This window comes from Desulfocicer vacuolatum DSM 3385, assembly GCF_900176365.1.
GTDB classification, from domain to species: Bacteria; Desulfobacterota; Desulfobacteria; order Desulfobacterales; family Desulfobacteraceae; genus Desulfocicer; species Desulfocicer vacuolatum.
The window spans coordinates 28,519-49,719 of sequence record NZ_FWXY01000006.1 but is presented as its reverse complement, the minus strand read 5'-3'; the positions used below and the strand labels follow the sequence as shown (position 1 = coordinate 49,719).

The 21,201-nt window shown below is 44.4% G+C and carries 17 protein-coding genes; 9 read left to right on the top strand and 8 right to left on the bottom strand.

Annotation, left to right across the window (positions count from 1 at the left end; all coding sequences use genetic code 11):
- Positions 1-50: 50 nt before the first annotated feature.
- Positions 51-1,934 (bottom strand): anaerobic carbon-monoxide dehydrogenase catalytic subunit, encoded by a 1,884-nt coding sequence (gene cooS / locus B9A32_RS07000; RefSeq protein WP_084067892.1) that lies wholly within the window; start codon positions 1,932-1,934, stop codon positions 51-53.
- Between the two features lie 203 nt (positions 1,935-2,137).
- On the opposite strand from cooS, the gene B9A32_RS06995 reads away from it, so the two are divergent.
- Entirely contained in the window at positions 2,138-2,356 is a 219-nt protein-coding gene (locus B9A32_RS06995) for a hypothetical protein (protein ID WP_084067889.1), read from the top strand.
- Between the two features lie 131 nt (positions 2,357-2,487).
- Here B9A32_RS06995 and B9A32_RS06990 read toward each other — a convergent pair whose 3' ends face one another.
- Both B9A32_RS06990 and B9A32_RS06985 read right to left on the bottom strand, forming a co-directional pair.
- Positions 2,488-3,849: an SH3 domain-containing protein gene (locus tag B9A32_RS06990; RefSeq protein ID WP_170923741.1), complete on the bottom strand. Its 1,362-nt coding sequence runs from the start codon at positions 3,847-3,849 to the stop codon at positions 2,488-2,490.
- An 82-nt stretch (positions 3,850-3,931) separates the two neighbouring features.
- Complete coding sequence (locus tag B9A32_RS06985) at positions 3,932-6,319, bottom strand: ATP-binding protein (RefSeq protein WP_084067883.1); 2,388 nt, start codon at positions 6,317-6,319, stop codon at positions 3,932-3,934.
- Positions 6,320-7,145: 826 nt separating this feature from the next.
- Between B9A32_RS06985 and B9A32_RS06980 the strand changes: the two genes are divergently transcribed.
- Entirely contained in the window at positions 7,146-9,263 is a 2,118-nt protein-coding gene (locus B9A32_RS06980; RefSeq protein WP_139795740.1) for a hypothetical protein, read from the top strand.
- A gap of 27 nt (positions 9,264-9,290) precedes the next feature.
- On the opposite strand, the gene B9A32_RS21605 is transcribed toward B9A32_RS06980, so the two are convergent.
- On the bottom strand, positions 9,291-9,437 hold the full coding sequence (locus B9A32_RS21605) for a hypothetical protein (RefSeq protein WP_212637842.1): 147 nt from the start codon (positions 9,435-9,437) through the stop codon (positions 9,291-9,293).
- Positions 9,438-9,932: 495 nt separating this feature from the next.
- On the opposite strand from B9A32_RS21605, the gene B9A32_RS06970 reads away from it, so the two are divergent.
- Positions 9,933-10,310 (top strand): cache domain-containing protein, encoded by a 378-nt coding sequence (locus B9A32_RS06970; protein ID WP_084067875.1) that lies wholly within the window; start codon positions 9,933-9,935, stop codon positions 10,308-10,310.
- A gap of 285 nt (positions 10,311-10,595) precedes the next feature.
- Here the strand turns inward: B9A32_RS06970 and nadB are convergent, their stop codons facing one another.
- From nadB to B9A32_RS06945, 4 genes are all read right to left on the bottom strand, one after another.
- Positions 10,596-12,164: an L-aspartate oxidase gene (nadB, locus tag B9A32_RS06960; protein ID WP_084067869.1), complete on the bottom strand. Its 1,569-nt coding sequence runs from the start codon at positions 12,162-12,164 to the stop codon at positions 10,596-10,598.
- Complete coding sequence (gene nadA, locus B9A32_RS06955; protein ID WP_084067867.1) at positions 12,161-13,201, bottom strand: quinolinate synthase NadA; 1,041 nt, start codon at positions 13,199-13,201, stop codon at positions 12,161-12,163. Before nadA ends, nadB begins: the two co-directional genes overlap by 4 nt.
- A 150-nt stretch (positions 13,202-13,351) precedes the next feature.
- Positions 13,352-14,167, bottom strand: a complete 816-nt coding sequence (gene nadC / locus B9A32_RS06950; protein ID WP_232367075.1) for a carboxylating nicotinate-nucleotide diphosphorylase — start codon at positions 14,165-14,167, stop codon at positions 13,352-13,354.
- Positions 14,168-14,813: 646 nt separating this feature from the next.
- A complete protein-coding gene (locus B9A32_RS06945; RefSeq protein WP_084067866.1) occupies positions 14,814-16,223 on the bottom strand; it encodes an FAD-dependent oxidoreductase in 1,410 nt (469 codons plus the stop codon).
- Between the two features lie 522 nt (positions 16,224-16,745).
- On the opposite strand from B9A32_RS06945, the gene B9A32_RS06940 reads away from it, so the two are divergent.
- The 6 genes from B9A32_RS06940 to B9A32_RS06905 all read left to right on the top strand — a co-directional run bounded on the left by B9A32_RS06940 (position 16,746) and on the right by B9A32_RS06905 (position 21,164).
- Positions 16,746-18,221 carry a P-loop ATPase, Sll1717 family gene (locus B9A32_RS06940; RefSeq protein ID WP_084067865.1) on the top strand — a complete coding sequence of 492 codons (1,476 nt, stop codon included), beginning with the start codon at positions 16,746-16,748 and terminating at the stop codon, positions 18,219-18,221.
- Positions 18,222-18,527: 306 nt separating this feature from the next.
- Positions 18,528-18,788 carry a hypothetical protein gene (locus B9A32_RS06935; protein ID WP_084067864.1) on the top strand — a complete coding sequence of 87 codons (261 nt, stop codon included), beginning with the start codon at positions 18,528-18,530 and terminating at the stop codon, positions 18,786-18,788.
- 83 nt (positions 18,789-18,871) lie between these two features.
- Complete coding sequence (locus B9A32_RS22500) at positions 18,872-19,258, top strand: DUF3465 domain-containing protein (RefSeq protein WP_084067863.1); 387 nt, start codon at positions 18,872-18,874, stop codon at positions 19,256-19,258.
- A gap of 202 nt (positions 19,259-19,460) precedes the next feature.
- Complete coding sequence (locus B9A32_RS06925; protein ID WP_084067862.1) at positions 19,461-19,811, top strand: rhodanese-like domain-containing protein; 351 nt, start codon at positions 19,461-19,463, stop codon at positions 19,809-19,811.
- 60 nt (positions 19,812-19,871) lie between these two features.
- Positions 19,872-20,234: a rhodanese-like domain-containing protein gene (locus tag B9A32_RS06920; protein ID WP_084067861.1), complete on the top strand. Its 363-nt coding sequence runs from the start codon at positions 19,872-19,874 to the stop codon at positions 20,232-20,234.
- A gap of 561 nt (positions 20,235-20,795) precedes the next feature.
- Positions 20,796-21,164 (top strand): hypothetical protein, encoded by a 369-nt coding sequence (locus tag B9A32_RS06905; protein ID WP_212637841.1) that lies wholly within the window; start codon positions 20,796-20,798, stop codon positions 21,162-21,164.
- The last annotated feature ends 37 nt before the right edge of the window (positions 21,165-21,201 follow it).

Here is a 21,201-nt window from a genome sequence, read left to right as displayed (position 1 = left end):
TCCCCTGATTGCTTACAATCATATATTTCCTCAAGCCTCCACGGAAAATTTTATATGCCAAGGGCCTTTCGTTTCTGATCAATTTTCTCAATCATGGCATCGGCGGCCTTATCCGGATCGGTCTCCACAAAAAAGCTGGCCTTTACAACAGATTCCAGCCCTTGGGTCAACAACGATGTCACGGCCTTGCTTCCCAAAATTCTCGGGGAAAGTCCCAGATGCACAGTGACCCCGGAGGCCACAAAATAAGAGCCGATGGACACGGCTTTTTCCGAATACCACTCCGGCGCACTGCCAAGCACAGGCAGATCACTGATATCCACATCCAAAGCTTTGGCAAGGGCCGCCACCAGCACCAGTATCCGGCTGCAGTCCACGCAGGAACCCATGTGAAGCACCGGGGGAATTCCCAGGGCCTGGCATACGGCTTTGAGGCCAGGACCTGCTTTTTCTGCGGATTCCGGCATCATAAGCCCTGCTTTACCGGCGGCAATCATGGCGCAGCCCGTGCCCACCACCAGCACATTGTCGGCAATGAGCCGCTCCATGATGCGCACATGGGCAAAATCGTGTTTTACCTTGGGATTATTGCATCCCACAATGCCCACGGCCCCACGAATCTGACCTGATTTTATGGCGTCCAGCAAGGGATCTGTACTGCCCCCCAATGCCTTTAACAGGGCCTCCACGGAAAACCCGGCGGTCCAATCTGCGGGATTATTCGGAATGCACAAACGGTCTTTTTTTCTATTGGGAAAATTTTCAATGGCCTGATCCACAATGGCGGCAGCGGTCTGTACAGCACTGTGGGGTTCAAATTCCATGTGGGTGGCGCCGGGAAATTTTGCCTTGGAAGCAGTGCTGATCACCTGGGTATGAAAACAACCGGCCACATCCACAATGGCCGGAAAGATACACTGATAATCCACCACCATGGCCTCCACCGCACCGGACATGATGGCCAGCTCCTGATTGAGCATGTTACCGGCAATGGGAACCCCCCGGCGCATGAGAAGTTCATTGCCTGTGCAGCACATGCCCGCAAGGTTAATACCTGTGGCTCCCATGGCCTTTGCCTTTGCCACGGCATCTTTATCCATGGCGGCATTGACGATCATTTCTGACAAAATGGGATTGTGGCCATGGAGGATAATGTTCACCTGATCCTGCTTTAACACCGCCAGGTTCACCTGGGAGCTTAAAGGAGACGGGGTACCAAAAAGCACATCAGAGGCTTCTGTGGCCATCATGGAGCCGCCCCAACCATCGGACAGGGCGGTTCTCAATCCATGGGTCAACAGGTTGATGTAATCATTGTCCACCCCCATGTGAACCCGGTGCATGGTCTCCACAATTTCCCTGTCCACACTTCTTGGGGCGATGCCCAGTTTATTTAGCAGGGCCTTTCGCTTTTCCGGCAGTCGTTCATAAAATTGCAATTTTCCCTTGATGGTACCGAACTCTTCCAGGATTTTCAATGACAGGGCCTTGGCAAGATCCTTTGTGGATATCCCGTCAGTGGCAAGACCATATTCATCGGCCAGGGCCTTTAATTTTTCCACATCTGTGATGGTATAGGCATCTGCCTTGTCTGTGGCGGCTTCATAAAGCACCTCCAAAATTTCCCGACCATGGTCGGAATGGGCCGCCGCCCCGGTGGCCAGCATACGTATGAGATTTCTGGCCACAATGGTATCGGCTGTGGCACCGCATACACCTTTTTGGGGATCATTGCCAAAGGGATCAATGCGGCAGGGGCCCATGTCGCAGTTGGTGCAGCAAATGCCCAGCTGCCCGAATCCGCACTGGGGTTTTTGTTTTTCCAGGCGCTCCCAGGCAGTTTCAATGCCCTGTTTCAAACCAGCTTCAATGATGGGCTGGCAGGATTCATCAATACTTCTGTTTTCAGCTTGTTTTCTGAATTCGTTGGCCATTGATTTTCCTCCTTTAAACAAATTTTTTCCATGGCTCTTTATGCAAATATGCATCATTTTTCTCTACAGATATTGTAGTCCCCAGCACAAAACCGGTGACGTATGTGACAATTGAACATGCTTCACTTCCGTTTTACACTTTTTTAGAGCAATGTCCCTATTTTGAAAATCAGTTTTTTAAAAAATGTAATTTTTGAGGTCATATGAAAGATGCCGTCGCATTGTATCTGTTTCTACATTACGCTTCTGTTTTACGCCACTCCCTGGATATTTTCAATGATGTTATCCGGATAAAAACCTGGGATGTGATCTTGGCATTGATGTTGCTGGATAAAATTTCGTCAAAAAAATTCCCGGAAATTAATCAGAACTCACACGCTATCCATTCCGACAGTAACAGAATGAAAAAAAAATATTTATAAATCTCTCCGGCGTATTTTTAAAAATAACGAAAAACTGAAAGGCAGACCTCTGGGTTGAGGGGCTGCTTTTCATCTTTTCTACACCGGGAAAGCCTTTCCCAGATAAATGTGTGTGCTGAAAATGAGCAGTATCACATCATGACAATGGTTTTTAATCGCTCCAAAAGAGAGCCCTTCACAGAACCGGACCCAAGGTCCAGGGAACTTACCTTGACCCCGTTGACCACCCGGATCTGATGGGCCACGTTACCGGTCCCGCCATACCCCCATAAAGAATGAATCACATAAAAGTGCCCCTCAACTTCCCCCAGATAAAGCATGATATGACCGTTGAGATGCAGCAGGGTTGATCCCACTTCAGCCTTATCATGGATAACTTGACCTTTTTCAATGGAGTCTGCATGCTCGCCAAAGGCCCCAAGTGTTACCCCTGCCTTAGCCTGGGCCGATGAATTTCTTGGAAGCTGAATCCCCACCGTGGCAAAGACAGAATTCATAAATCGTGAGCAATCCTGTTCTCCGTGCATGCCGCCCCAGCCATAGGGTGCATTCAGACATTCAAAGGCCTGGGTGATAATGTTCCTGGGGGTATAGGGCAAAAATCCCTTTGACACCTTTTTTGTACACACATACCCCTTGTGTATTTCAAGTCTGCCACGGGCATTTCTAACAGGTATTTTCACCTGAACCACATCCCCGGAAAGGGCTGCCATACCAAGACGGGTTCCCATGCGAACATGATCATAATATTTTGTTAACCGGGGATCACGGTAAATATCTACCTTGGCCCCGGTGACCACCACAAAAGAATCACGATCTTTAAAGGCCCGAAGCTGATTCTGTGAACAAAGTGCCAGGGTCTCTGTTTTCACCCAACCGGCACTCAAGGAAGAAAGTACATATTGCCATTGGCCATCGGCACTGTCATGCAATACGGCAACAGCTGTACCAAGATCAAGGGCGCTGTTCTGAAGTCGATCAAATTCCCGATTTCGGGAATCAGAATACATGCCCCGGCAGGTGGGCAAAACCCGCTGATCTGTGTAAGTGCTGACAACGCCGTAGCGCACCACAACATCATGGGGTATGTTCTTTATATTCATCTGCCGGGTCATATCACGGTAAAAAAGCCTGTCCGCCAATCTGCCGTTTTTTAAATACAGATGTTTAAACCTCTGTTTAACAATTCGTTTTTCCATGGAACGGGCAAGGGCTTTACCATCATATATCGGTTCAACATCCACAATATTACGAATAAACCCAAGGCCCTTTCCCACATGACGGTTAAAATCGTCAATGCCGGTTAAGCCCATCAAGATCTTATCTGGATGGGAGTGGCGGCTGATCCAGAATCCCGGCCGGTTCATATCCCGGGTGATACCGGGAAGCTGGGTGGGGGCCGGCAAATGATTTTGCTGTATTCCCGCACATCCGGTGCCAAAAACAATGAAACCAAAAAGAAAAATCAATACAATATTTTTTTTATAGTGCATGATATATTCCATCATAATCGCCGTCCACATGATCAATGAACTAAATTTTTAAAAATTGCCTTTTCATTTCTATGGCAATTTTTCATCCACCATGGGACATGGACAGCAGATGATAGGCTTCCAGGCGGGCCTGAACCTTTCCGAACACCGTGTCTGAAGGATAGTGCAATGCTTCATCCGCCACCCCGGCCGGTATGCCTGTGAGAAGTTCAATGCCCTCTTCAATACGGCTTATTTTATAGATATGAAACTGTTTTTCTTTTATTGCCTGCATGACATCCTGTCTTAAAACAAGATTATTGGCATTGGCCGCCGGGATCATCACCCCCTGGCTGTCTTCCCTGCCTTTTTTGGTGCACACATCAAAAAATCCCTCTATTTTTTCATTCACCCCGCCAATGGCCTGGATCTCACCTTTTTGATTCACGGAACCGGTGACAGCAATGTCCTGGCGGATAGGAATACCGGAAAGGCTTGACAATACAGCGTAAAGCTCCGTTGACGATGCACTGTCTCCGTCAATGCCATCGTAGCTCTGTTCAAAGGTGATGGAAATGCTGACACTCAAAGGATATCCTTTGGCAAACATCCGTCCCAGATAGCCGGAAACGATCATCATGCCCTTGTCATGGGTCTCTCCGGAAAGGCTGGCCTCCCGTTCCACGTTGATGATGCCGGGGGTCCCCATATAGGATTCTGCCGTAATACGGGTGGGACGCCCAAAGGCAATGTCTCCCATGTCATACACCGCCAGTGCATTCACCTGGCCGATCTCTTTTCCTGACACATCCATCAGCACTGACTGATCGTCAAACTTTTCAAGCATTTTATCTTCATAAAGATTATACCGGAAACGATGCTGGGCCACAGCCCGTTGCACATGTTCCCGGGTGATTCTGTCCGCTTGTTCCTGCCCGGCCCAGTAATCAGCCTCCTTGATCATCCCAAGTATTCGTCCAAACCGAAGTGACAACTTTCGACGATCCGCCACAAGGCGTCGGGCAAACTCAATAACGGCCCACACGCCGTCCCTTGTGAAATGACGAAGATTATTTGCATCACAGGCCCCGGCGATGAAACGGGTATAAAGCTTCAACGTCTCATCCGTGCACCACGCCTCATGGTCAAAATCGGCCCGGACCTTAAAAATTTTATTAAAACCAGAATCCGCACTTTGAAGAAGCCTGAACGGCGCATAGCCCCCCACCAGGATAACCTTTAAATCTATATGAACGGGCTCCGGCTTTAACGAGGGCATGCCCTGGGCAGAGGATTCCGGTCCATCCTCTATCCTTAAAGAGCTGTTGCGAAGTGTGGTTTTAAGGGTTTCCCAGATATAGGGCGAAGTCAGAAGCGGTTCAATCTGAAGGACAAGATATCCGCCGTTGGCCCGGAGAACAGAACCCGCCTGAACCATGGTAAAATCAGCTGCAAAGGCACCCATGACAGGTTTTTTTTCAATGCTGCCAAAAAGATTTTTAAAGGTGGGATGGGATTCAAACACCACAGGAGCACCCTTTTCCCGTTTGCGATCCACCAGCACATTGACCTCATAGGTTTTCAAAATAGCATGGGCCATCTCTTTAAAACGGGGGCCATTTTCAGGTTCTGCATCCTTACCGGTGGAAAACATGGCCATATTTTCAATGATATCGTCCTTGACTGTTTCAAGATAGGTCTGAATCTGGCGGCACTCCCTGAATGAGGAGCGCACCGGGTCAATGTGCTTTGCCACAAGCCCTTCAAGGGCATCTGACATCATCTTTTTCATGGCGGCTTTCATTTGCTCACCACTTTTGCCCACCCCCTGCACAGCCTCATTCAGTGCCGAAGTGACCTTATCGGTGTTTTCCTCAATTTCCTTTAATTTCTCCGGAGATAAGGTGTCATACACCTCCCGGGCCACGGGCTTTCCCGATTCCAGGGGAACAATCTGATATCCCTCTTCAGTCTCGGCAATACCCAGGGAAAGAGACGATGCAAGGGTTTCCACCGTTTCAAATAACTTCTTTTGTACCTTTGCGTGCTCCTGCTGGATCATGCGTTGCTTTTCCTGGAAGGTATCACTGCCCAGAAAAATCGGAATTTTTACCTTGAGAACCTGTATGAATGTCTTCATTTCCCTGCGAAACCTCAAGGCTGTTCCCGGGGGCAGTGCCATTACAATGGGAGAGTAAGAATCTTCAAAATTGTTAACCATGCAAAGATCCGGAGGCGTTTCAAACCCGGCGGCATGCTCCTTTAAAATACGCTTTAGAATGGTGGTTTTACCGGTTCCTTCAACGCCGGTTACAAAGATATTGTACTCACAGCCTTTCATATTCAGGCCAAAGGCAATGGCTTCCACCGCACGTTTCTGCCCAATGACCCCGTCCAGCGGGGGCAGCTGGGATGTGTCTTCAAAGGGCAGCTGGTCAGCAGTATATTCCATGGTCAGATCTTCAGGAAGAATTCGATTGTTCAGAGGCATGATCTATCTCCTTTTTGACAATAAATACTTGTATGTCTCTCTGGTACCACTTAATCGGTGTTGAAGCCAGAGGATTATTTTTTTTAGAGGGGTAATTTTTTGGGCGGAGACATATTTTCCCCAAAAAATAAAAAATTTTGCTATTTATTGACAAAAAATCCAAAAAAACGTTTATTTATTCTTTTATGTAATACTATTCCACATAATGATTAATTTTTATTTTGCAATTCACATATAACACAGCAAATAACTTCAATTAACAATTGGGAGAAAAATGATGAAACTATTTTACAACAAACCTAACCCGATATTTATTTTTTTGTTTTTAATGGTTTTTATGATGGGAATATGCAGCGGCTGTAACGACGGCAGTTCCGACAGCTCAAATAAAGATTCAGATTTTATACCCACGGCAACCCCCAACAGTGGGGAATATTCAATTGATGCTCTGACAATTGATGAAAAACCCGATGATTATCACCCATTAAAATATAAAACCAGTAAGCTCCTTAAAAAAGAAGAAATCGCTTTCATGCTGCCGGACCCGGATGTGAACAATGACAGCGAAGCTTTTATTTTAGATGATGCTGGTGGTGATTATACTAAAATCAGTACATTTTTTAATTCAGATCATTTTTACATGAACCGAAATGGTGCCGTTATACACAAAACAGCGGCCGGAGATGTGACCGGCGACGGCCAGGACGAGCTGTTGATGATCATGAGTCATAAAAATGATAGATATGGAAGCTATGATTTTCAAACCCATCTTTTTATCCTCCACTATAATCCAGATACGGGAAAAACAGAAAAATTCAAGGAATATGTGTTTGACGGCTTCCAAAATGTTGTTCCATATGGCGCGGATCTGGCAGTTGCCGATGTCAATGATGACGGTTATGATGATGTCATCGTCACTGTAGATAACTGGCATTTAAACCCTTACAGTAATGATATCGGCTATGCCGATGGAACTGAGCTTTATGTTTATAAAAAAGTCAGAGAAGATCAAGGTGTCAGCCCTTATATGCTTGCATCCGGCACCTATGATACCCGGGTAGCGGTGGGTAATATTGACAATGATCCCTATGATGAAATCGTACTGGTTTCATCTCAAAGTACGGATAACTACCCTAATTATAAAAAAGTAGTAGAGATCTGGGATGTGGTAACCGGCCCAGATTATTTCTATCACAAAAAATGGAAAGGCTGGGATCTGAAATGGTATCCTTCAACGCAAGGACAGCAGGTCGGGCTTGCAGTGGGAGACTTTAACAATGACCATATTGATGAATTCGCTTTTGGCATGCCCTGTAATAATGAGTCTATGGTTCAAGTGCAAAGCTACCAATACGATGCGACTTCAAAGGATTTTATTACCTATGAAGACTTTAACATCGACGTGAATTATCCTGTCCATCAAAACATCTCACATGTCAAACTGGCTACCGGTGATTTTGATGGAAATGGGGCAGAAGAACTTACCGTTAGTTTTTTGCAAATAGATGACTCTTCGCAGAACTTTTTTTCCCATACGTGGTTTTTTTTCAGCCATGCTTTCACGAATTATGAAATTTATCCCGATCAAAACAAAACCATGTACATCGTTGACATTGGATACGATAGCATTGCCTCAAGTGGTGCCCAAATTAGTACAGGCGATGTGGACGCAGACGGGATGGATGAAATCATCATCGCTGTAAACAGTAGCCACGATATTCAATGGAAGCAATATGATCTAAAAAAAAAAATCGATGGTCCATCCTGGGAGTTTGAGCAAACCAGATCCTCGAATATTAACCATTCCAATTACATAAAGTCCGGTGATTATTCCAGTTCCGGTTCATTCATGACATTGGGCGATTTTGACGGCGACAGTCTCAAGGTAAAATATACGGATGAACACTGGGTCCACATGATCGACCCGGTGATCACCACCGTTTTGGTTGCTCCGCCGGTTGAATTTGGCATTCCCCAGGCCTATCATCACACCCATGTCACCTATGGGAAAATATCTGAAAACACGGTGGAAGAGGGAACAACTTACGAAACCAGTATCGCAGCAGGAATCTCCGCAGAAGCCGAGTTTCTTGACCTGATAAAAGCAAGTGCAAAAACTGGTTTTGAACATGAGTATAAAAGTACTGATGCGACTGCCATCCGGAAGGAAAAAGTTACATCGTTTACCGGAGACTGCTACGGTAATTATGTTATTTTTCTGGGCGCTGCTTTTCATAGTTATAAATACGAAATTATTGCATCCCCGGATCAGAAAATAGTCAAAACGTATATGACCATTGATGTGCCCGTGGGATCTGGTTACTGGAAATGGGAGGTCAATTATTTTAACGATAACAACGGCAATGCCCCGGATATCGGGATTGAAACCATGTCCAACATTCCCGGCCAGATAACGTCCTATCCCCGTCCTTCGGATCGGGATGCCATCATGATCCACAACGAAACAAACGGCTCTTTTAATGCCACAACCATCGGCGGCAGTACGGTACAGCACGTGAACCAGGGGATTTCAGGAAATACCAGTGTAGGTCTGACCATTTCCAATGAAGTATCCCATGAAGAAGAAAAGTCCTGGGGCATTGAAGCAGAAGGAGAATTTAGTGTTTGCGGTATCGGCGGCTGGGTCAGCACATCGATAAAGGATGGTTCCCTGATAAAATTCACATACAGCGAGGGCACAGAGTATGAAGGTGGAGTGGGCGATATCATAACCTGTTTTAATGAAGACGGTTCTGCCGGATGTTATAAAGCATCACTGGTTGAAGATAGTGAAAGCTATGAAGAAAATTATCCTTATTGGAACAGCTATTATTACAACTGGGGGATGTTTGTTTATAACCTTTCTCGACCGGATGAGAATGTAAAATATAACGTTGTTAATTTCTGGGTGGATGGCCTGGGACCTGCCTATGACGGTTCCTGATAATAAGCATATTTTTGTGGTTTAAGATCAAACATTGCACAAAAAGCCCTGAGCTAAAGGCCCAGGGCTTTTCTTACCGATCTTTATATAAACTGCCACGGGCAGACCGTATTCCGATCCGGCTCTGCCCACAACAAAGCTTGAAATACCCCCTTGATTTGGGGAATATTTCATATAAAATGGTATTATTCTATTTTCATTCTTCATAAAAAGAATTTAAACACCTGGGGGCTTTCCCAAGTTGGCACTTCCTTATTAGCTGGAACCCCTCAAAATCATTGCCACCACCTGCCTGAATAAAAATTCATCGAAAATAAGAATTATGAACATGCACCATCAAGTACTTGAAAAAATCCTTGATATTTTAATGTCAATCCGGTATTCACAATATAATTAAATTTAGAATATGTATGCAATTCATTTTTTAACCACAAAAAGTCACTCATCTACTGCCCAGAGCTGTTTACCTCCTCTTACTACTACTGCGAAATAAAGTTTAACCCGATCTTCGGCTCTCCAGCGTTGTCGTCTGGCAATAGCCTTATTTCTAATGCTGTGTGTATGAAATAACACAAATATCCCATCGACAACTGCGGGGTTCTTTACCTGGTACTGGACCTGATGGTTCAGCGCCATATCAAACACCACATTATTTAAGGAGATGTATAGATGAAAAAAGCATTTTTGTTCTCCCTTGTATTGTTCGTTGGATTTTGCCTGGCCACATCCAGTTTCGCAGCTGATAAAAAGGAAATCGAAAAAGCGGTTTCTTCGGTGGTGCTTGCGGGGGTATACAATGACACCGCCTGCAAAGCCAAAGCTCCTGAAGGTCTTTACATTTTTGTGATGAAAACAGATGGGAAACTTCTGGTGCATCCCAGTAAAGATGCCATTAAAGACTTAAGCACTACAAAATACAAAGTAATTTACGATGAATTAATTAAAGCCACCTCCGATGGCCTGTGGGTGCAATACCAGTGGAAAGGAAAAGAAAAAAACACCTTTGTAAAAAAACATGGCGATAAAATCGTCGGGTGCGGTTATTAAAATTCAAACGCTTTGTTAAAAATGTGAACAGAGGCATCAAAAAAAGGCAGACTTGAATCATTAAAGTCTGCCCTTTTTATTCTACATTTTCTTTTATACAGTTCAGATAGCCAAGCCATTACAAAAATCAATCATCCTTTTCCCAGGCAGCATATGCACCAATATGTCAACTCCCTTTTTAAACCATATGCTGTACAGAAATTCGATAACAGCAACTCCAGAAACGCCAATTAACATCATGAAAAAAACTTGGAAAAAATGAATAGCATTAAAGCAACACATCCATCATCCAGCAATATAATGACATCCAATGGATTGTTGATTGCGCATGGCCGCCTTAACAATAATAAAAGCGGTTTCCACACCGTTTCTCAACTCTATGATCTGGCGATTCAAACGAGCGGATCGGTAAAATTTGATGATACGATGGGCATGGTAATTTAAATCCGATCGTGCCCGTTCCAGGCCCCTTCTGCTCCTTACAATTCCGGCATAGTTCCACATGGTCAGCTGGATCACCTTCCAGTCCTGGTGAAAAAGCAGCGGGTCAAAATCCTCCACCTGGCAGGGCTGCTGCCAGTCTGGAATCTGGGCAAGTCGTTTTGCATCAATTTCATTGAATGTTGTATGAATGTGGTCTGCGGCCTGCCTTGCCCACTGCAATCCTTCCAAAAGGGAGGTGGATGCCAGACGATTGGCCCCGTGCACACCGGTGCAGCTGGTTTCGCCAATGGCATAAAGATTGGGAAGGGTGGCGTTACCAAATTGGTCCACCTTTATTCCACCGCAAAAATAGTGTGCTGCCGGCACCACGGGAATGGGTTCCTTTGTTATATCAATTCCTCCCTTGAGGCAGGTGTGATATATTTTAGAAAACCGTTCAGGAATGGGGGTATCCCCTTGATAGTGGGAGGCAATGTCCAAAAGCATGAACTCCTTGCCTGCCCGGGCCATTTCCTCGTAGATTCCCCGGGCCACCACATCCCGGGGTGCCAGATCCCCCAGATCAGAATGCTTTTCCATGAAGTGCTTTCCCTGGTGATCCACAAGCCTTGCCCCCTCCCCCCGGAGGGATTCGGAAATAAGAAATCGTTTAATATCCCGGTGAAACAACGATGTGGGATGAAACTGCATGAATTCAGCATTGATGATGTCTGCACCGGCCCGATAGGCCATACTCAATCCGTCACCTGTGGCGGACATGGGGTTGGTGGTGTGCTGATACACATTGCCCACCCCCCCTGTGGCCAATACTGTCTTATGGGCAAAAAACGTTTCCACCCGGTCTTCCTTACTGTTAAGCACATAAAGCCCCATCACCTCACAGGGACGGTAAAGCTCCTGGGTATCCCGGGAGTGATGGTTGTTGGTGATAAGATCAATGGCCATGTGACCCGTTAAAACGGTCAAATTGATTTTCCGGGCATAGGCAATGAGTGCCCGTTGAATCTCCTCTCCGGTGTGATCTGAAAAATGAAGAATACGTCGCCGGGAATGGGCTGCCTCTTCCGTATAGTCCAAGGCACCTGCCTCGGTTTTTGAAAATTCAATGCCCACCTTGTCAATGAGAAAATCAAACACCAGCTCCGGGCCTTTTTCCGCAATGAGATGGGTTGCAGACCGTTTGTTATATCCACATCCGGCCCGCAAAATGTCCGCTTCCAGCAACCTTGAAGTATCGGTTTCATGCCAGGCAATGATGCCGCCCTGGGCAAGATTGGTTGCCGTATCTTTGGCCTCATCCGCCTTGCTTAACACCACCACGTCATGCCCATGCTCTTTTAGCATGATGGCCGCTGAAAGCCCGGCAATCCCCGTACCCACCACAACCACATCATACACATGTTCCATCATGAGGCCTCTACAATATCGATCATTCGCTGCAATGCTTTTTTGGCATCTTTTTTCAACGATTCAGGGACGGTGACCGGATGAATCAAAGGCCCTTTATCTTTGATGAAACTCTCAACGGATGCCAGGGAGACGGTGAGTTTTTCAAGGGTAATACGGCTCATATCATGGCAGATGGACTCCCTTAAAGGAATGATGGTCTTATCGGAAAACGTGTTGGCCATGCGCGCCACAAAACGGTATTCCGTGCCGATTCCCCAGACGGTCCCCGGGGCTGCGTCTTTGACGGTATTATAAATCATGGCCGTGGAACCGGCATAATCCGAGGCAGTTACCACGGCCTCTTCGCACTCCGGATGCACAATGATCTGGATATCGGGATGGCTTGAGCGTAAACGGGAGATATCGTCCAGGGTAAAGGTTTTATGGACATGGCAAAAGCCATCCCACAAAAATATCCTTGCCGATGAAGGATCAGCACCTTCAAGGGTTCCGTCCCTTCGCACGGTTACCACTTCATGGCCGGGAATACCAAGATCATTGGCCGTATTAATACCCAGATTAAAATCCGGCGAAAAAAACACAGACTTATCTTCGTCCAAAAAGCGTTTAACGATTTTTGAAGCATTGGAGCTGGTACACACCGTACCGTCATGGGCCCCGCAAAAGGCCTTCATATCTGCATGGGAATTCATATATACAATGGGAATAATCTGGCGGTCACAACGGGCAGAAAGGGTTTCATACACTGCTTTGGCCCCCTCCCCTGTAATCATCTGGGCCATGGGACACCCGGCCTGGGGATCGGGTATCAGCACCTTCTGGTCAGAACCTGCCAAAAGGGCAGCCCCTTCGGCCATGAAACTCACCCCGCCAAAAACAATATATTCAGCCCGGGTCTTGGAACAGTCCACGGCCAACTTATATGAATCACCCAGAAAATCCGCCATGTCCACCACTTCATCCAGTTCATAATGGTGGGCAGGAATGACCACGCGATTTCCCAGACGGTTTTTTATTGTTACTACATCATCGTTCATTTTTAAAATCCTCTATACTTCCCGCTTTGATCTTTAAAAGGGGGATATTTGGAGACCTGCCGCAACACCTGTGATCTTACAATGGAATCAGATATATCAAAACGCTGTCCCAAATAACAGATGCGATGACAAGCCCATAATTTTTTAAAGTTATAATTGCTTGATTGAAAAATCAAACACCGTTACAGAGTGGGTCAAAGCCCCCACGGAGATATAATCCACACCGGTACAAGAAACCGGCCCCATGCGGGACAAATCCATATTTCCGGAGGCTTCTGTTTCGGCCCGTCCATTGATCAATGCCACAGCCCGGGTCATGGTGGGGATATCCATATTATCCAGCATAATCACATCAACCCCCGCAGATATGGCCTGGGATACCTCATCAAGGGTGCGGGTTTCCACCTCCACCCTGAATTGATCTCCCCATTTGGCACGAACCTTTTTAACGGCAGCTTCTATGCCCCCTGCCCCGTCAACATGATTGTCCTTTATCATCACCATGTCGTGAAGCCCCATGCGATGGTTGGTTCCTCCCCCGCAGGTGACGGCATATTTTTGCAGACTTCGCCATCCGGGAAGGGTTTTGCGGGTATCCAGAAGTCTGGTTTTTCCGGACAATGCATTAACATACTCCCGGGTCCGTGTGGCAATGCCGCTCAGGTGGGAAAGAAAATTCAAGGCCACCCGCTCCGCCCGCAAAATACTCTGGATGGACCCGGATATCCGGGCCACTTTATCCCCGGATGTCAAAGCATCCCCATCAAAGAAGAACCACTCAATTTTGCAGGTTTCATCAACATGGGCAAAGGCTTTTGTAAAACAGTCCACCCCGCAGAGGATCCCTGCCTGCTTTGCCACAAGCCAATAAACATCGGTGTGATCATCAAAGACAGCATCGCTGGTGACATCTCCCCGGGTACCCAGATCTTCTTCAAAGGCCATTTTTAAAAGGTTATCAAACACGCATTCCTCCTGATGGCAGTTTCTTCTTTTTACCTGCCACCTTTAAATCAGATGATTCTATACAACCATACAAACCTGTATCTGTCTTTACCCATTTATTGCATAAAAATCAACCGGTGAACAATATTTCCAAAAAAACAGATGGTTTATCTTTAAATAAATCAATGAAGAACTGCAATAGACATTGGAAGCGGTGCGGAGATTACGCAGCATCTTACCCATCTGCTCTTTTTGTACAAAGATACAAATTTATGATGGTTATTACGAGCAGGTAGAAAGCGATATCCACAAACACGTGGATATGAATTTCAAAAAATCGCCCACATATTCATTATTACTCAACTTTCGGGCTTCATTTCAAAGCCAGCATTTTTAAATGTACCGATGGGGTCAGTGTGCCGACGGGGTCATGTGCCAACGGGGTCAGGCTTTTGTTATTGATGTTATCGACCAAGGCCTTTGCCAACGAAAAAAGCCTCGATAATGTCAATAACGAAAGCCTGACCCCACCACGAAATGCGAACACCGAAAGTTGAGTTATTATAAACGGATTTGCCTTTAATATGCGAGCCCAATGGGGGAGGGAATGGAAAGGGTTTGTTACCTGTGGTGCATGGGCATATTGTGTCCATGGCCTTGTTATTTACTATATTTTTGGGAAGCAGGATTTGAAGTAATAATAGCCAAAATTTTTCAGTAACGTCAGGCGCTCTTTTTTCCGCACACCATCAAAGGCCCCATCCATAAGTCCCCGGGCATGGGCCGCCACCCGCTCTGCCAGCTCAAATTTTGCAATGGCCCCCACATAAAATGTACTATTCTCCCCTTGGAGTCCTTGTAGTGTCCGGTAAAGGTCGGCATCCTTGAACCGGGGAAAGTAATGCCATTTTTTAATGGCATGCACCTTTACAAGCGCGGCATTGATCTCTTTTAAATCCTTTTCAAGTCCCATGATAATCTCTTCATGGGATCTGTCCCATTTTTTCTCCGGAATATAGCAGACACAAAAGCCCCGGGTGCCCTCCACGGTTTCTTCAATCAAAGCCACATGACCGGGGGAATGGACCCGATGGCGCACCAGCAGGCACACATTATCCACATCCTTGATCTCACAGGCCACAATGGTATAGGGACTCAAATGAATGTGCCGGGTCAGAAAGGCTTCTTTTTCACTGAAATCCACCACCCCTTTTAAAAGAGGTAAAGGAACGGATAGCACCAGGGCATCAAAATCATATTGCAAAAATTCCGGGTGCCCTTCTTTGCAAACAGTTACCCGGACCCCGTTGCTGCGGTCAATGGCCACCACCTCGTGGCGGGTGCGAACATCCAGGTTTGCTGCCATGCGTGTCACCAGATCTTCATATCCCATATCCAGACGACGCACCGGGGGCCGTCCTGCCAGAATCAAAAAAAATGCAATGCCAAGGAAATTCACCGCTGTGATGTAGTTGAACACAAACCAGGTCTCAATTTCGTCAAGGGTGCCGTAGCCAAAGGAGACCACCGGCAGCTCCAGCCACCGGGGGATATACACAAGGTTATGGGTGCGACAAAAATCTGCAAAGGAGACCCGCCATTTTGCAGGGATGTTGCGATATCCGGTTTTATCATCGCAACGCCTAGCAAAGGAGAGCACATGGCAAAGATATACGGCCATTTCTCTGAGAATGGTAAGGGTTGCCCGAAACGGCCAGTACACAGAGCGAAAGGTCTGCTCCCTGCCCCCCGGGGCCACCACCCGAAAGGGCATGCGTTTGCGAAGGGGGGCCTTGTATTTCCGGGCCATTTCAAGGACGGTGGAAAACCCCGGTGCACAGGAGCAGGCACCCATTTCATAGGCTTTACCGTTAATTTTCGGGGAGTGGCATTTACCGCCGATGCCCCGGTCAAACCGGGGAGACGACAGGGGCCGGCCTTTTGCAAAGGTTATGGATCGTCCCCGTTCAAACACCGTGACGCGATGTCCCTTTTCTTTAAGGGTGTGGGCTGCGGTTATGCCGCTGATGCCGGCGCCTACTATGCAGATGTGTTTCTTTTTGGGTTTGTTTTTCATTTTTCAGGGGCCTTTTTTATCGTCAGGGAATTTTATTTTAATCAGCAGTTTGGTTGATTTATGGAACTTTTAACCAAAACAAACTTATGATTTTGTAAAATTTTTAAAACAATAAAAATCAAATAAGCATGTTCTCAATAAAATACCTTATTTTTAATAATTTCAAAAATAGTTACATATCAAAAAGTAATAATAGTTGTCAAAAAAAACATTTATTGTTATGTGTGATTTGGCAACTGAAAAAAACAGTCCACTGCCTTTTAATGTTTAGAATTGTTTAAAAATGTACTGAATAATTTTTTATTTTTTAATGATAGAGATTCATAACAACCAGCAGGGAATGAGTCATTTTTTTGATGAGCATTGAACTTTTTGGGAATTATACAAAAAAACTGAATAAATGCTTGTGAAAAGGACCTGAATTAAGAGTTTCAGATGACTCTTGGTCCAATCTTGTGTTGCAACGTCAATGACGTTTTTGCGAACTTAACACTTATCAAAATAAAAATTAGGAGATCACAAATGCTCGTTGGGGATCTGTTTTTAGGTGACATTGATGGTTCAGAAGAATTTAAAACGAAAGAAAATATAGAGAATTTGTATTTCATGGGAGTTTCCCAAAAAAATATTGATAGTTTAGTTACTGGTAAAAAACGCTATGTACATGGATACAAGGGAACTGGAAAAACTTCTTTATTAAAATTATTGGAAAACTCTTGTATTGAGAGACAAATCCCTTTTATTTCTTTAAGCTATAACAAAGTAAGAGAAGACGCTGAAATCATAGATGAATTTAGGCGTAGATTTAAAGTTTTTAGCGATGTCTTTGAGGAAGAAAATGATAAAGACACCACAACTTTAACTTTCTGGAAATGGTACCTATTAAGTTTGATCGCGAGCAAGTTCATCGACAATGGATTCTCGCAACTTATTTACAATACCAAACAAAGTTTTTTTCGTGCTATCGCATCAGTTTTGGATATGTTGGTAGTAACAGTAGATCCCAATGGCGCTGTTAGTGTCGGTTTGAGAATGCAAAATATATATTCAGAAGAAGAAAGCGAAAGTATAGTACAAGCGGCCAGAAATATAAGGTATCTATCAAATCAAATATCTCAAAAATTAAATAAAAAAGTTGTTGTTTTTATAGATGAAGTCGAATTGACAAAAGCGAGAAGTACATATGGTATCGACAGAACGATGATCAAAAATCTAATTCTCGCCACTAAATACATCAACGGTATCACATCCAATTTGCATGTTCTAATTGCATTGAGAGATGAGGTTATTCATGATCTAAGGGGAGATGAAATAAATAAGTTAATGGATAATTTTGGTGTAAAACTTAGTTGGTGGACAAATCCAAGAATAACAGTGGATCATCCCCTTTGGAGATTGATGTTCAAGAAGATCCGATATTCAATGGTTGGCAAAGAAAATTCCGACTTGATGTCAGATAGCCAGCTCTGGAATCGATGGTTTCCATTCAAGATTGATGGGCGTGATACTTGGAAATTCTTTTTTGAATTAACTTGGGCAAGACCAAGGGATTTTGTTCGTTTACTAAGTCTTATGAAAAATAAATGCGAGCAGGAAAAGAGTTTCACTCGAAGTGCCTATGACAGCGCAATTCGGGCTTACTCAAATAGTGCTTATAGTGAGATCTCTGAAGAAATCTCAACGCTATTTGATGATAGTGCGATGAATAAACTTCAGATTATTATTCAACAATTAGGGCTAAATTTCACATCTCAAGAATTTTACGACGAAGCAAGAATTAGAAACTTAAGTGCCCCTTCCGTAATACTTGATGAAATTTACCGAGTTGGTGTAGTTGGAAATCACTTTTCAGGCGGCAATAGAAAGGGACAATGGCGCTTTTTTTATAGAAATGACTCAGTATCAGATTTTACCAAAGCCTTTGAAATTCATAGAGCTCTGCATGATGCTTTAGGAATAAAAGATACTTTTAGGAAATCGGTTTTCTATTCAAATTAAAAGCGCATAGGGTATCCTATCTAACATAAAAGTTGTGTTAATAATTAAGCAAATAATACAAATCAAATTCAAATCAAAAATCAAATGAAAAATCAAATGGGGTCGGGCCAAGCCAATAGCCTGAATCTATTGAGTAAATCACGAAAAAAACATCCCAAAAACCATCTTAGGTCAACGTTTTTACCACCAAAAACAGCACTTTAAGAATTTAATATGGGTTTGCAAAAATGAGTTGGATAGCCAACTTATAAAACTCGCGCCTCAACTCGGCATTGGGCTGCAAAAAGATCAAAGAGGAGTGGTAAGATGAAGATAAAAAAATATATTGCTGATCCTTTTCTTGAAAAAAGAATTGTCAATTATGATAAATGGCTAAGCAAAGGGCAGATTTCGGCATCTTCAAAAGTCATCCCGGTTTCAGAGTCACTTAACGCAAAACAATGGGTATTGCCGACAGAGCAGGTTATTGAGATACTTGGCATGCTTTCAGGCCTTTTTTTTCTCTCTCTTATGACAATTATGGGGCTGGAAGCATTACTCGAATCCTCAAAAATACTGTTCAAATAGAACTATCTCGGAGTAAATGATGAAAAAAATACTATTCATATTAATCATATCCCTGGCAGCCTACGGGTTTATTTCACAACCCGATACTTCTTTTTCAATCCAATCTATCTTTATCCCTTAAATCGGAAGATTCCACAAGTGACAAAGCCCTGAAAAAGGCTTTTCAAGACAGAATCAGCAACATCCAGGTCGGCGGGTCAGGCAAAGTTATTAAAATTCTGCCGGATGACACCCAGGGAAGCCAACACCAACGATTCATTATTCGGATAAATTCAGGCCAGACCCTGTTAATTGCCCACAACATAGATCTTGCACCAAGAATTAATGCTCTTGAGGTCGGTGATCACATTAACTTTTATGGCGAATATGAATGGAATTCAAAAGGCGGAGTGGTTCACTGGACCCACCATGACCCCAGTGGCCGTCATGAAGACGGGTGGTTAAATCATGCAGGACAACTTTATCAGTAAGCACGGAATATTTTCTTTAAAGCAGAGTCCAAAAAAATACCGGTTTCCCTTAAAAATGTCGATGACTATCACAAAGGGGTGGTAATAAAATCGCCAACAGATAAGAAAAGGGGGTGAATCAAATAGCAGTATACAAAGGCCAAATGCAAAGGAGTAAAATTTGTAAAAAAATAGACATATTTAAACACAAAGGAGTGTTGTAATGCAGAGAATCACAAGTTTTATTGTAGCATTGCTTTTTATCACCGGGCTTTCAACCTTGGCGATGGCTGCCAAGGTTCCAGCCCCTGCCAAAGGTGGAGACGGCTTCAAGGCTGTGACGCTGGAAGAAGCAAAAAAACTTCATGCCGACGGAGTGGTCTTTGTGGCATGTCACAGTCACACCACGGATTTCATGAAAGGTCATCCGGCAGGAACCATACACATCACCTGCCTGGTACCCAAGGATCATAAACGTACAGATCTGCCATTGGATAAGGTGGACTTTGACATAGCCCAGCTTCCCAAGGATAAAAACACCCCCATTCTCACCTATTGTGCGTCGGGCACGTGATGGAAATCCTATCACGCCGCCAGGTTGGCGGTTACTAATGGCTATCAGAATGTATATTGGATGAAAGACGGTATCAAAGGGTGGAAAAAGGCAGGCTTCCCCGTAGTGGGGCAGCTGGAACTCCTGAATGATTTGATTGATGTAAACAAGATTGATTTTGCCGCATTACTTATCAACGAGAAAGATGCAAAAGCATTGAAAAATTACACCTTTGTTGATTTCCGTGATAAATCAAAATACGACAAAGGCCATATCAAGGGTGCCAATCATGTTGATTATGCCAACATGTTTTCCAAGCCCATGATGGAAGAACTGAACAAAAGCAACAGCCTGATTATTATCCATGATGAACCTGCGGTGGCCGGTGTTATTGCTGCCACCCTGAAACTCATGGATTATCCTGATATTTACATTTTTAACTAAATATCAGAAAAATCACTGACCACCCCAAATGCTCCCCCCCTGAGTCACAGATTCAGGAGGGGTCCTATGATATTAAGCCCTGAAGCGTATCCATCCCCATCAAAATCATACTGCCCCCTGCATTGTGATCATGACTTTCAAACCAGTCACATTCCCAAACAAAAATTGTTATTTTGTCTTGAAGATATGCATGAATCTGGTAAATATTCCGTTTAATTATGTAAATATTTGGACAGTGCCCCATGTTCGCCTGTTTGGGGCTGCGTAGCATACTAATGTTATGTGAGCAGACCAAAAGAGGTGAAGATGGGGTGCTGACCGAATATTTACTGAATCTGGTCTGCCGGATTCCAGCGATACAAATACCTGCACATGAAAAATTGAATTTTAAGTGTCAAAATATGGGGACTGATGATATAAAACCACTATTTTGAGGAACTTTTTGATCCGTCATTATGATGGTCATCACCTTGGCTTTCAACATATTTTTTAAGCTCATCCAGTGTGACTTGTGCCACAGATGCAAGAAAGTTAAAACAAATGCAACAAACATTTTGTCTTTTGAAATCAGAGTCGTATATTTTTGGGAAAAAAAATATCATTGAAAAAAGAATTAAAGAAAATGGATTTACCATCACCGAAAGATGGAAGGTTCGCCTCACCTTTGGTGATATCTTTAGGCTGTATCACGGCTGGATACCCCGAATTACCACATTAATGAGATTACCCCCGCTATTTAAACTTGATATGTATCTCCTTGAGGGCCATGATGCTGTAAATCGTATGTACAGACTTAAACACCGGATCCGGCATGAAATCTGGGGCCGGGATTTCAAAAAAGGGGGATTTTTACATACACCTGATTGCATGGAAGAGGCCAGAATTCACAAAGCCATCATATCAAAAAGAAAAATCAAGACATTACAATAATTTAAATAATTCCGCCAAAGTGGAACGACCCAAGACA

Coding starts and splice junctions, on each gene's coding strand:
- cooS (WP_084067892.1), bottom strand. CDS start 1,934: ATGGCCAACGAATTCAGAAAACAAGCTGAAAACAGAAGTATTGATGAA.
- B9A32_RS06940 (WP_084067865.1), top strand. CDS start 16,746: ATGCTCGTTGGGGATCTGTTTTTAGGTGACATTGATGGTTCAGAAGAA.
- B9A32_RS06945 (WP_084067866.1), bottom strand. CDS start 16,223: ATGAAAAACAAACCCAAAAAGAAACACATCTGCATAGTAGGCGCCGGC.
- B9A32_RS06920 (WP_084067861.1), top strand. CDS start 19,872: ATGAAAGACGGTATCAAAGGGTGGAAAAAGGCAGGCTTCCCCGTAGTG.
- B9A32_RS06935 (WP_084067864.1), top strand. CDS start 18,528: ATGAAGATAAAAAAATATATTGCTGATCCTTTTCTTGAAAAAAGAATT.
- B9A32_RS06990 (WP_170923741.1), bottom strand. CDS start 3,849: ATGCACTATAAAAAAAATATTGTATTGATTTTTCTTTTTGGTTTCATT.
- B9A32_RS06995 (WP_084067889.1), top strand. CDS start 2,138: ATGAAAGATGCCGTCGCATTGTATCTGTTTCTACATTACGCTTCTGTT.
- nadA (WP_084067867.1), bottom strand. CDS start 13,201: ATGAACGATGATGTAGTAACAATAAAAAACCGTCTGGGAAATCGCGTG.
- B9A32_RS06925 (WP_084067862.1), top strand. CDS start 19,461: ATGCAGAGAATCACAAGTTTTATTGTAGCATTGCTTTTTATCACCGGG.
- nadB (WP_084067869.1), bottom strand. CDS start 12,164: ATGATGGAACATGTGTATGATGTGGTTGTGGTGGGTACGGGGATTGCC.
- B9A32_RS06985 (WP_084067883.1), bottom strand. CDS start 6,319: ATGCCTCTGAACAATCGAATTCTTCCTGAAGATCTGACCATGGAATAT.
- B9A32_RS21605 (WP_212637842.1), bottom strand. CDS start 9,437: ATGAAATATTCCCCAAATCAAGGGGGTATTTCAAGCTTTGTTGTGGGC.
- B9A32_RS06970 (WP_084067875.1), top strand. CDS start 9,933: ATGAAAAAAGCATTTTTGTTCTCCCTTGTATTGTTCGTTGGATTTTGC.